The 11757-nt window shown below is 69.8% G+C and carries 11 protein-coding genes; 5 read left to right on the top strand and 6 right to left on the bottom strand.

Annotation, left to right across the window (positions count from 1 at the left end; genetic code table 11):
• Position 1 precedes the first annotated feature (1 nt).
• Both HV826_RS26465 and HV826_RS26470 read right to left on the bottom strand, forming a co-directional pair.
• Positions 2-772 (bottom strand): YoaK family protein, encoded by a 771-nt coding sequence (locus HV826_RS26465; RefSeq protein ID WP_217917427.1) that lies wholly within the window; start codon positions 770-772, stop codon positions 2-4.
• Positions 773-823: 51 nt separating this feature from the next.
• On the bottom strand, positions 824-1174 hold the full coding sequence (locus HV826_RS26470; RefSeq protein WP_176419756.1) for a histidine triad nucleotide-binding protein: 351 nt from the start codon (positions 1172-1174) through the stop codon (positions 824-826).
• Between the two features lie 195 nt (positions 1175-1369).
• Between HV826_RS26470 and hprK the strand changes: the two genes are divergently transcribed.
• From hprK to HV826_RS26490, 4 genes are all read left to right on the top strand, one after another.
• The gene (gene hprK, locus HV826_RS26475; RefSeq protein WP_176419757.1) at positions 1370-2335 is read left to right on the top strand and encodes an HPr(Ser) kinase/phosphatase; all 966 of its coding nucleotides are present in this window, start codon (positions 1370-1372) and stop codon (positions 2333-2335) included.
• The gene (rapZ, locus tag HV826_RS26480; RefSeq protein WP_176419758.1) at positions 2332-3195 is read left to right on the top strand and encodes an RNase adapter RapZ; all 864 of its coding nucleotides are present in this window, start codon (positions 2332-2334) and stop codon (positions 3193-3195) included. Before hprK ends, rapZ begins: the two co-directional genes overlap by 4 nt.
• A gap of 124 nt (positions 3196-3319) precedes the next feature.
• On the top strand, positions 3320-3925 hold the full coding sequence (locus HV826_RS26485; RefSeq protein WP_176419759.1) for a hypothetical protein: 606 nt from the start codon (positions 3320-3322) through the stop codon (positions 3923-3925).
• Positions 3926-4101: 176 nt separating this feature from the next.
• A complete protein-coding gene (locus HV826_RS26490; RefSeq protein WP_255217428.1) occupies positions 4102-4704 on the top strand; it encodes a hypothetical protein in 603 nt (200 codons plus the stop codon).
• 16 nt (positions 4705-4720) lie between these two features.
• Here HV826_RS26490 and HV826_RS26495 read toward each other — a convergent pair whose 3' ends face one another.
• The gene (locus HV826_RS26495; protein ID WP_176419761.1) at positions 4721-5722 is read right to left on the bottom strand and encodes a hypothetical protein; all 1002 of its coding nucleotides are present in this window, start codon (positions 5720-5722) and stop codon (positions 4721-4723) included.
• 117 nt (positions 5723-5839) lie between these two features.
• Here HV826_RS26495 and HV826_RS26500 point away from each other — a divergent pair, with 117 nt between their 5' ends.
• Positions 5840-8620, top strand: a complete 2781-nt coding sequence (locus tag HV826_RS26500; RefSeq protein ID WP_217918787.1) for a serine/threonine-protein kinase — start codon at positions 5840-5842, stop codon at positions 8618-8620.
• A gap of 19 nt (positions 8621-8639) precedes the next feature.
• Here HV826_RS26500 and HV826_RS26505 read toward each other — a convergent pair whose 3' ends face one another.
• The 3 genes from HV826_RS26505 to HV826_RS26515 form a co-directional block, all read right to left on the bottom strand.
• Positions 8640-10187 carry a fibronectin type III domain-containing protein gene (locus tag HV826_RS26505; RefSeq protein WP_255208062.1) on the bottom strand — a complete coding sequence of 516 codons (1548 nt, stop codon included), beginning with the start codon at positions 10185-10187 and terminating at the stop codon, positions 8640-8642.
• Positions 10188-10556: 369 nt separating this feature from the next.
• Entirely contained in the window at positions 10557-11201 is a 645-nt protein-coding gene (locus tag HV826_RS26510) for a hypothetical protein (protein WP_176419762.1), read from the bottom strand.
• Complete coding sequence (locus HV826_RS26515) at positions 11198-11752, bottom strand: hypothetical protein (RefSeq protein WP_255217429.1); 555 nt, start codon at positions 11750-11752, stop codon at positions 11198-11200. The genes HV826_RS26510 and HV826_RS26515 overlap by 4 nt, the downstream gene beginning before the upstream one ends.
• Between the last annotated feature and the right edge of the window lie 5 nt (positions 11753-11757).

Raw genomic sequence — 11757 nt, forward strand, 5'->3', positions numbered from 1 at the left:
CTCAGGCGCGGGGCGTCGCCTGGGGGCCGGAGGTGGAGACGGCGCTCAGGTCGAGCGCCACCAGCATCACCAGCACCGTGCACGGAATCGCCAGGGTGGCCGCGCCGAGCCGGCCGAAGAGCAGGGGCCCCAGCGCGCAGCCGCCCAGGAAGGCGGCGCCGAGCCCCAGGTGCAGCCGGGTCCGCTCGAACTCGACGGCGGTGGGCAGCGCCCACAACCTGCGTCGCAGGCCCGGGAGGCCCTGGCCCCGCGTCCCCTCGCGCAGCCAGGAACCCAGCCGCACCAACTGGATGCCGATGTCGGTGATGATGCCGGTGATGTGCGTGGTGCGCACCACGGCGCCAGAGACGCGCGTGACGAGCGCGTTCTGGAGCCCCATGGCATAGGCCAGACCCCACATGAGCGTCGGCTCGCGCGTGCCGGGGTGGTACGACAGCCAGGTGCCGATGCCGCCAAGCGTCAGCGCCTCCAGCAGCAGCGCGGAGGCGTGGCGGCCCCGGGGGCGCTGGCGCGAGGTCTCCAGCAACACCGACGCGGAAATGGCGCCCAACAGGAAGAACAGCAGGAGCTGCGCGGCCAGCCAGGCCAGGGCCGCGTGGCCCGAGGCCAGGGACTCTCCCAGCATGGCCATGTTTCCGGACATATGCGACGTGTGCGGGCCCAGCGCCACGAAGCCCGTGGCATTCACCAGGCCCGCCACGCCCGCGAGCAGCAGCGACAGCAGCGTGTAGGCCCGCCGGTTCCCCGGAGACGATTCCGATGAGAAGGGCATCTCGGTGCCCGACGCTAGCACCGGCCCCGGGGCTCGGGGGGACCCGCGGCGCTAGCCCGGCGGCCAGCCGAGCGGGCGGCCCGCCAGCAGGTGCAGGTGGATGTGGAAGACCGTCTGGCCGGCGTGCGCGTGGGTGTTCATCACCACCCGGTAGCCGTTGCTCGCGTCCGCGTGCCCGCGCTCCTGGGCCACCTTGGCGGCCGCGGTGAAGAGGTGGCCCACCAGGACGCGGTCCTCCGCCGTGATGTCATTCACGGTGGGGATGTGCTTGTGGGGGATGAAGAGCACGTGGGTGGGGGCCTGGGGATTGATGTCCTCGAAGGCCACGCACACGTCGTCGCGGTAGACCACCTTGGCGGGGATGAGCCCGTCGCGAATCTTGCAGAAGAGACAGTCGGACATGATTTCCGGCTTACCAGCGGCCGGAGCCCCACGGAATGGTCTCCGTGGCCTTCCGTTGCCTGCCGGAAGCCGCATGGGGCCTCCCGGTGGGGCGGCCAGGCCCCGGCTCCTGCCTGGGATGCCGCTCGTTGAGGGCCCAACGACGGCTGTCTGTCCCCCTCAAAGGGCCCCACCGGTGATATCCACGCCCTGACGATGAAATCCATCCGCATCTCCCAGCTCCTCGAGGACCGCGACTACGACATGCGGCTGATGCTCGTCGCTGGCGGCGGTGGGCTGTCGCGCACCGTGGTGTCCTCGCGCATCCAGAAGCCGGGGCTGGCGCTCGCGGGCTTCACCGAGCACCTCCACCCGCACCGCGTCCAGGTGTTCGGCAACACGGAGATTTCGTACCTGGCCACGCTGCCGGAAGAGCAGCAGCGCGAGTCGCTGGCGAAGCTCTTCGGCGAGGAGGAGCTGGCGTGTGTGGTGGTGACCAAGGACCTGGACATCCCCCAGGCGCTCGTCTCCGCGTGTGAAGGCGCGGGGCTGGCGCTGATGAAGACGCCGCTGCTCTCCAGCGACTTCATCATGCGGGTGCAGACCTTCCTGGAGGAGGCCCTCACCGAGTCCAGCAGCCTGCACGGGGTGTTGATGGACGTGTTCGGCGTGGGCATCTTGCTGCTGGGCAAGAGCGGCATCGGCAAGAGCGAGATCGCCCTGGACCTGGTGATGCGGGCCCACCGCCTGGTGGCGGACGACATCGTGGACGTCACCCGCCGCAAGGGGGCCGTCTACGGCGCTGGCAACCCGGTCATCAAGCACCACATGGAGATTCGCGGCCTGGGCATCATCAACATCAAGGACCTGTTCGGCGTCGCCGCGGTCCGCGAACAGAAGAAAATCGAGCTGGTCATCGAGCTCCAGGAGTGGGACCCCCACCAGGAGTATGACCGGCTGGGCGTGGAGGACCGGCATCTGCAGATTGTGGGGGTGGACATCCCCCTGTCGGTGGTGCCCGTTCGTCCGGGCCGCAACATGGCGACCATCATCGAGGTCGCGGCGCGCAATCAGTTGCTAAAGCTACAGGGCCACCACTCGGCGAGAGAGTTCGCCGAGCGGCTCAATCGGGCCATCGCCGAAGGGGCGATGCGCCGCACCCTGGGAGAAGAGGTCGAGTGACCGCCCCCGCGAAACAAATCGTCATCATCACCGGCATGTCCGGCTCCGGTAAGTCCACCGCCATCCGCGCGCTGGAGGATTCGGGCTTCTTCTGCATCGACAACCTGCCGGTGCTGCTCTTGCCCAAGCTCACGGAGCTGGCGGGAGGCGGCCACTTCGAGCGCATGGCGCTGGTGGTGGACGTCCGTGAAGGCGTCTTCCTCAAGGACGCGCCCCGCATCCTCGCCGAGGTCCGCCGCGCCGGGCACCAGGTGGAGGTCCTCTTCCTGGACTCCAGCGACGACAGCCTCATCCGCCGCTTCAGCGAGACGCGCCGCCGCCACCCGCTGGCGCCCAACGGCACCGTCGCCGAGGGCATCAAGGCGGAGCGCCAGGCGCTGCGTGACTTGCGCGAGCTGGCCGACCAGGTCATCGACTCGTCCACGCTCAACGTGCATGACTTGAAGCGCATGGTGCAGGCGCGCTTCAGCCCGGAGCCCGCCGCGGGCCCCAGCCTGTCCATCATGTCGTTCGGCTACCGCTACGGCGTGCCGCCCCAGGCGGACCTGGTGCTGGACGTGCGCTTCCTGCCCAACCCGTACTTCGTCCCGGAGCTGAAGGGGCTCACGGGCAAGGTGCCGAAGGTGGCGGCCTACGTGCTGGAGCGCGAGGAGACGCAGCATTTCCTCGAGAAGGTCGTGGACCTCTGCCGCTTCCTCTTCCCCCGCTACCAGAAGGAGGGGAAGGCGTACCTCACGGTGGCCCTGGGCTGCACCGGTGGCAAGCACCGCTCCGTCGCCATCGCCGCCGAGCTCACCCGGCGCCTGACGGACGACGACACCCGCGTCCAGCTCTGGGATAGGGACATGGAGAAGGAATAGCGCCGCCAAATTGCAATGCGGCTGCGTCGCGGTTTGCTCCCGTTGAATGACAGACAGAATGTCTGTCGGGTTTTGGAGGGATGGGGTTGAATCCCCATCCCTCTTTCAGCAAGGGAGCCCCCGCATGCGCTTCATCAAGTCCGCTGTCTGGTTTTGTGCCGCTGCGTCATTCGCCGCCTGTAGCGCCGCCGACGAGTCTCCGGAGCAGACCGGGCTGGCCCAGCAGGAGGCCGCGCTGACCACGGGCACCACGCAGGGCTGTACGTACTCCATCACCGCCGCGACGGTTCCCGGCACCGTGCCGCCGAAGTACAGCGTGTCGGTGACGCGCGCGGCCTCCAGCACCTGCCCCTGGCCGGAGGCGAGCGTGACGTTGGACTCGGGCTCCTACGCCTTCCCCGCCCGCGCGCTCCTGGCGAACAGCTACGGCCTGGCCGTGACGTACACCGGCAAGTACTCGCCCAGCGGCAGCTCGCCCACCTCCTGCAACGTGCGGCAGATTGACCCGGAGACCCTGGCGGTGGTGCGCAGCTCGGGCATCGCGGTGTTCCTGGGTTCAGGCAACATCTACAGCTGCAACCTGGACCAGACGGACGGCGGCGCGACGCTGGTCGTCTACGGGACGAAGGGCGGCCGCATCTACGGTGAGACGGGCAGCGGCAACAACTACGTCGCCACCTACTACGACTTCTTCACCACCACCACGGCGCCTGTCTTCTACGCTTACTGAGTCATCACGCGCTCGGTGGCGAACGACCCAGGGTCCTGGCTGCGTCAGGGGTTGATGCTGTCAAATTGCAAGGCGGTTGTGACATGGTTTGCTCCAGTTGAATGCTGGACAGGGACTCTGTCAGGTTTTGGGGAGGTGGGGACCTGTCCCCATCCTCTCCGCAACGGAGTTCCCGCATGCAACGCTTCAAGTCCGCCGTCTGGTTTTGTGCCGCCGTGTCGCTGGCCGCCTGTGGTGCCGCCGAGGAGTCCCCGGAGAAGGAGGCGCTCGCGCAGCGGGAGGCCGCGCTGACCACGGGCACCACGCAGGGCTGCACGTACACCATCACCTCCGTGGCGGTCTCCGGGGCCATGCCGCCGCGCTGGGACATCGTCGTGACGCGCGCGGCGTCCGGTACGTGCGCCCACGGCGCGGGCAGCGTGACGCTGGGGACGTCCTACAGCACCCCGTACCTCGCGCTCCTGGCCAACAGCTACGGCGTGGCCACGGCGTTCTCGTACAAGCCCACGCCCAGCGGCAGCTCGCACACGCGCTGCCAGGTGGACCACCTGGACCCGGCGACGCTCGGCTCGGCCCGCAGCACGGACATCACCGTCATGTACGGCACGGCCAGCGTGTACAGCTGCAACCTGGACCAGACGGACGGCGGCGCGACGCTGGTGGCCTACGGGACGAAGGGCGGCCCGCTGCCGGGTGAGGTGGGCAGCCGCCCCAACTACGTGGCCACGTATTACAACTTCTTCACCAGCACCACGCCGGCTGTCTACTACACCTACTGAGACACGGGCGCGCGCCTCAGCTCGACTCGCCCAGGCTGAGGCGCTTGCTGCCCACGCCATTCTTGTCCGCGAAGGACGCCGTGCGCTCGCGGTTGAGGTGGGCCAGGGCGTCACGCTCCTGCTGTCCGCCCACGTCCGTGCGGTTCTCCAGCGCGAAGATGCCGCCGCTGCCGTGGTGCTCCTTGCCCGCCTGGACGGCGCGCTCCAAATCCCTGGCGGACACCCAGTACTCGCCGTTGACGGGGTCCTTCACGCGGAACAAGTCGTCTGACGTGTCGGCCGTCCCGTTGCTGTTGACGCCGTCGATGGTGACCCAGTGGAGCTGGCCCGGCCCGTCGCGCCGCTGCTCGGGCGCGAGCGCGCCATTGAGGATGGCATTGGAGTCCACGAGCGCCAGGCCGAACTGACCGGCCTTCAGCACCTTGCTCGTCGCCGCCGCGTCGAAGTCGGCGAAGCCGTCCGTGACTTCGATGCCCAGGCCCCCCAGCGCGGTCGCCACCTCCGTGGGCGTGGCGCCATCATCCAGGTTGACGTCCACCTGGGCGTGGACAGAGCGGGCGCCGCTGACCTGCGACGCGCGCTCGCGGACCGTCTCCCGCTCCTGCTTCGCGCACAGGCTGCCCTTCGTCACGCTGCGGCTCGCCCGGCTCAGGAAGGCCAGCGTCGCCTCGCCGCAGCCCGTGTCCGAGTCCTGCGCGATGACCGACGCGGTGGGCGCCCAGCCCTTGTCTGCCTGGGCCTGCGCCGCTTCGTTCTCCGGCGCCAGGTCCCGCAGGTAGGGCAGCTCACTGGTCCCCGTGGCGTCCGGCACCGACAGCCGCGGCACGCCCTTGGGCGCGGGCTTCGTGTCCTGGAAGGTGTCTCGCTCCGGACGGGAGGGCGCTGGCGCCGGACTGCTCACCGCGCAAACCAGCGGGGCAATCACGGGGGCCTGGGCGTCCTTCAACACCGAGGGCTGGATGGGCTTGGACAAGGCCTGACGCGCTGAGGTGAACACGGTGGTGACATGCTTGGTCATGGCGGACCCTCCCGGACTTCCTTCGCCTGTCCTGATTATCGGCGACGTGTGTGTCTTGTTGCGCGCGAATCCTTCATGCGCGCAGGAAGGAGGCTCGCTTCCCGGTACACTTGCGGCATGGCCAACACCGATGACCGGGGTTCGGGGGCGGACGCTTCGCCAGAGCTGTCGACGCAGGTCGTGTCAGCGGACGAAGCGAGCGCGGCGCCTCGGAGCGCGCCGCACACGGGGGGCGGTGGTGCGCGAGGGCAGGCCTTGGCGCGCGGTCCGCTGGGCCAGCGGGTGGGGCGCTTCATCCCGCTGAAGCTGCTGGGGCAGGGCGGCATGGGCGCGGTGTACGCGGCCTATGACCCGGACCTGGACCGGAAGGTGGCGCTCAAGCTGTTGAGCGTGGAGGCCCGCTCCGCGGACGAGGAGGGCGGGCGCGCCCGGCTGCTGCGCGAGGCGCAGGCCATGGCGCGTGTCTCCCATCCCAACGTCATCCCCATCTACGAGGTGGGCACCTGGGACGCGCAGGTCTTCTTCACGATGGAGCTGGTGGCGGGTGGCACGCTGGCGGACTGGCGGCGGGAGAAGCTCCGCTCCTGGCGCGAGGTGCTGGAGAAGTACCTGCAAGCGGGGCGCGGGCTGGAGGCCGCGCACGCGGCGGGGCTGGTGCACCGCGACTTCAAGCCCGCCAACGTGCTGGTGGGACGTGACGGGCGCGTCTGCGTCACCGACTTCGGTCTGGCGCGTCCCGTGGACAACCTGCCCCTGGACGAGCAGCCCACGCTGGCGCGCGTGCGCGGCGCCTCGGAGACGTCGCGTCCGCTGCACGACCCGCTCACCGAGACGGGCGTCGTCCTGGGCACGCCGCCGTTCATGTCCCCCGAGCAGTTCCGCGGCGAGCCCCTGGACGCGCGCTCGGACCAGTTCAGCTTCTGCGCGGCGCTGTACCGGGCGCTCTACAACCAGCGCCCCTTCGACCCCGACGAGCTCTCCCGGGCCGCGAAGGCGCTGCGGTCCGCGCCCGCGAAGGTGACGGCGCCGTTGGAGCGGGCCGGGCGGGAGCCCTCGCCCATCCACGAGCCGCCGAGCGACGCCCGCGTCCCCGCCTGGGTGCGGCGCGCGGTGATGCGCGGGTTGTCGCTGGAGCCCCAGGCGCGCTTCGACAGCATGGGGGCGCTGCTGGAGGCGCTGTCTCAAGCGCAGCAGCGCGCACGGGCGCGCAAGGCGGGAGGCCTGGCCGTGGCCACGGCGGCGCTGGTGGGCGCGGTGGGCGGCGGCCTTTGGTTCCAGTCCAGCGTCTGCGCGGGCGCGGAGGGGCTGCTGGCGGACAGTTGGGGGCCCGAGGCCAGGCAGCGGTTGTCCTCGGCCTTCGCCGCCACGGGCAGCCCGCTGGCGGGGGACATGGCGGGCCGGGTGGGGCAGGTGCTGGATGCCTATGCCAGCGGCTGGGCGCGGCAGCACACCGACGCGTGCGAGGCCACGCGCCTGCACGAGGCGCAGCCGGAGGCGCTGTTCACCCAGCGCGTGGTGTGTCTGGAGCGGCGGCACAAGGATTTGCGCGCGCTGGTGGGCGCCCTGTCCCAGGTGGACCAGGCGGGCGTGGAGAAGGCGTTGGACGCCGCATACGCGCTGCCTTCGCCCGAGGACTGCGCGGACGTGGAGGCCCTGGCGAGCCAGCAACCCCGACCCGCGGACCCGGCGCTGCGCGCGGAGCTGGAGTCCTTGGAAGGCGCGCTGTCGGAGGTGAAGGCGCTGGTGGACACCAGCCGTTATCCCCAGGCGCTGGCGGCGGCGAACGCGGTGGAGGCGCGGGTGCTGGCCGCGCGGTACGCGCCGCTGACGGCGGAGCTGCGCTTCCACCAGGGCTGGCTCCACGCCGTGCTGGGAGAGAAGGAGAAGGGGGCGGGGCTGCTGGAGCAGGCCGTCTATGACGCGACGGCGGGCCGGGCGGACCGGCTGGAGGTCTCCGTCCTCAACAAGTTGTTCTACGTGGAGGGGGAGCGCGAGCGCTTCGAGCACGCCTCGCGATGGGCGCGGCTGGGCCAGGCGACCCTCCAGCGGCTGGGCGGGGACGCGGTGCTGCGGGGCGACTTGTTGGTGAACGGCGCCAACCTGGCGTTGATGCGTGGGCAGACACGCGAAGCCCGGGCGTTGCTGGAGGAGGCCAACACCGTGCTGGCGGACGCGCTGGCGCCAGGCCATCCGAAGCGCGCGCGGGTGACCTTCTTGCTGGGGCGGGTGCTGCTGGAGGTGAGGGACTTCGCGGAGGCCGCGCGGGTGATGGAGGCGGCGCTGCGCCAGACAGAGGAAGCGGTGGGGCCGCGGCACCTGGACGTGGCTCGGCGTCACCAGGGCCTGTCCATGGCGCTGCGTGAGCAGCGGGAGTTCGCGCGGGCCCTGGAGCATGCCCGGGCCTCCGTGGCGCTGCACCGTGAGCTGCTGGGCGACAGTCACCTGAAGCTGGCGGAGGCGCTCGACGAGGAGGGCATGAGCCTGCTCGCGCTGGGGCGCCATGAAGAGGCGCTGAAGGTCTACGAGGCGGCGCTGGCGGTGAAGCGCGGCCAGCTGGGGCCCGACGACGAGGACCTCCAGTACTCCTACGACGGCGTGGGGCAGGCCCTGCTGGGGCTGGGGCGCACGCGCGAGGCCCTGGTGCCCCTGCGCAAGGCGGTGGCCTTCACGGGCGCGCAGGAGGACTCGCTGGGAGAGTCGGGCTTCGCGCTCGCGCGGGCGCTGTGGAAGGAAGGGCAGGGCTCGGAGGCGCGGGCCGAAGCGGCGAAGGCGCGTGAGCGCTTCACGGCCTCGGGCCGGACGCGGCAGGCCGAGGCGGTGCGGGCCTGGCTGGAGGCGCTGCCTCCGGAGGCGAAGGCGGCGAAGCCCGCCCGTCCCCAGCAGCGCAGGCGCCGCTAGGGACGGGGGTTGCTGGGGCCTACGGCGTGCTGAAGAAGGAGCTGGTCGTGTCCGCAGAATAGATGGGCAGGAGCTCGTGCGTGGAGAACGGCCTCCGCGTCACCTCGGCGTTGGGGCTGTCGATGGCCATCACCCGCACCGCGTAGACGGTGTCGGGCTCCAGGATTCCGGGAGGCAGCCGGACCTCGGTGGCAGTGCCCGGCAGGTAGAAGAGATTCTGACCCATCAGAGTGTAGTACTCCTCGGAGTAGCGCTGGAGCATCACACGGTAGGCGGTGGGCGCGCCGTTCGCGGGGGGCTGCCAGGAGATGATGGGGCTGGTGTTGCCCACCACGCGCTGGGAGGACGCCGGGATGCCGTCGATGGCCAGCCCGCGCGGCGGCGTCAGCCGGGGAGCGATGGGGGCCGCGACCAGGTTCTCCACGTAGTCCGTGCTTGAGATGAAGCCGGACAGCGGGCGCAGCAGCCCGCCGCTGCCGGGCGGCGCTTCCATGGCGCGGAACGAGTAGCTGGCACTGCCCACCAGCCGCCAGTGGGCCGGATAGGGGTTGCCGTACGGCAGACGGTCCGTGAGGGTGAACGACGCGCCCTGGGGCAGCAGGAAGCTGAAGACCTCTCCTGAGTAGCCAATCCAGCCCTCCTCCGGGCCATGGGCGGAGACGTCGATGTAGAAGGACGGGGTGCGCGGCACGGCGGCGGGATGGACGTCCGACGCGTAGGGTGTGAACGCGCCCAGGCGCCACTCGAGGGAGACGTTCGATTGGGGCACCTCCTGCATTTCGCCGCTGATGGTGAGCGGGGTGAAGCCATCCGCGGTGAAATCAAAGGGCGGCACATGCATGCTTCGGACAAGGCTGTTTGCGACCAGCGGCGCGCCCGTCGTCGGCAGCGGCTTTCCAAAGACGTTCGTGAGCTGATTCACATACATCCCGTCGCCCTTGGCAGCCTCGAAGACAGGGATGAAGTTCGTCAGGTTGCTGGCCTCCGTGTCCGACGTCTCCAGCTCGGTCGTGCCGGTGGGGATGGTGTTGCGGAAGTACGCCTCGCCTGCGAAGTCCACACTGCCTGAGACGAACTGCAACCGACTGCCATAGGCGAGCCCACCGGCCTGTTGCCAGGGCGCGAGGTTCGTGAGGCTCACGGACAGCGGCGTGTGGTAGGTCGAGGTGAAGGCGGTGTCCTGCCGTCCCAGGTAGTTCCGGCCAATCTCCACGTGCCGTTCGTCGGTGAGGACGTAGGCGCTTCCACTCCTCAGGTAGTACTCTCCTTGGGGAACATTCAGGAAGCGGTAACCTCCGTTGTACGGCGCACCGGCGATGCGGGTGAAGCCGCTGTGGGTCCGGAGCAGCACCTCGGGGGGGTTGGACGACATGTCCTTGCCCCGGACCGCGACGCCCACCGAGGTGAAGAAGCGTTCGGTGTTCATCACGAATACCGCGTCCTGACCGGTGATTTCGCTCTCGTCGGGCTCCTTGGCGTCGCCAGGGATTTCCCCCGTGACAATCCCGTCGCCCGTGGGGCCGCTCGGCGTCGCGGGAGCCGGGTCCGCTTGTAAGTCATTGGGCATGTCGGGCCCGCCATCGGCACAGCCCGTCAAGACGGTACACATCGAGACACACGCCAATCCAAGGCGACGCAATCGCATGAGCTTCCCTTTTCTGAGAATGATGACAGGGACGTCCCGGGGGAGGGACGTTGGCTCAGGAGTTTGGGGAAGTCATGCGGATGCCGCAACCCAGGCAGGCCGGGTCCGCGGAATTGCTTCTCAAATGAGGGTCATCTCTCCTCGCCACTGTCTGGCTAGAGCGGCAGGGCACTTCATTTGTCGAAAGTCAGGCTTTCACGTCTCAGTTGCCTGTAAAGGCATCCAGCCCGCCATGACAGCTCCGTGGCGCCCGGCCCCCCGAAGCGGGCCGGGCTCCACGTCAGGACGCGCTCAGTCCGCGGTGAAGTACACGTTGTCCAGCAGGAGCGTGTCCGCGGCCGGGCCCGCGCCAGCGATGAAGACGAACGGCGCCCGCACCGCGTTGAGCTGCAATCCGCCCGCGACGAAGTCCGCCAGCGGAATGGCCAGGTGGTGCCACTGCCCATCATTCGTGTAGCCGTACTGTGCCGCGGGGAGCTGGACGCTCTGGTCGTCGTTCATACCAATGGACACGTCGGCGAAGCCCGGGTCAGCCGAGTTGAGGCTCACGTGCAGCGTCGTCCAGCCATCCAGGTTGCGCGCCGTGTCCCAGTGCACGCCGAAGCCCAGCCACGCCTTGCCCGCGTGCACCACCAGGTCGGACTGGCGGCCCTCGATGCGCGTGGTGGCGGGCTCCAGGGAAAGGGTGCCGTCGTAGAGGTAGATGTGCACGGTGGTGTTGTCCACCGGGATGTCCTGGGAGCGGCCCCCTTCGTAGAAGCCCACGCCCAGGCGCCGCTGGCCCTCGACATAGGGATAGGGGCCCGGGAGCGCCTCGTCGTTGGGCTCCCCGCCCGCGTCGGGCCGGTCGTAGCCCTGGTCCGTGTAGTCCGGCACGCCCGGGTCGGGACGGCAGCCCGCCAGGAGCAGGAGCGCCGCGAAGCCCGCGCGCCTCATGGCCGCACCGCCCGGTCTCCGCCGCCAGCCGTGCTCATCAGCACCCAGCCGCCTTGCACCGCGCCGCCCATCTCCACGATGCCCTTGTACGCGGGCGTCGCCAAATCGTAGGCGTAGGTGCCCGTGGCGTCGTACGTCACCGCGTCCGGGAAGGAGTCGAGCATCGTCTGGTATGCGCGGATGGCCTGGAGCCGCACCTGCGGCAGGTCCTCCTGACGCGCCTCACCGTTCTGGTAGATGGCGAGCAGGTTGTTGCCCACGTAGAACTGGGCCTCGCCGCCCGGCTCGCGGGCCAGCACCGTGGCCCACGAGTAGAACGCCGCCACGTTGCCGGCGCGGGATTCGATGTCCCACTTCGTCTCCGCGCCGGGCGTGCTGGCGCGGAACGGATTGTTCGGGTCCTCCAGCACGGACTGGTCTGGATAGATGCCGACGTCCGGGCTGTGGAACTGGAGCGTGAGCCCGTCCAGGGATTCGCCATACACGAAGCTGGCGGGCTCGTAGCAGCCGGTGACGCCCCCGGCGCAGGCCAGCAGAAGCCACGTCTTCATACGTC

The sequence above is a fragment of the Myxococcus sp. AM010 genome (assembly GCF_013372585.1).
GTDB lineage: Bacteria > Myxococcota > Myxococcia > Myxococcales > Myxococcaceae > Myxococcus > Myxococcus vastator.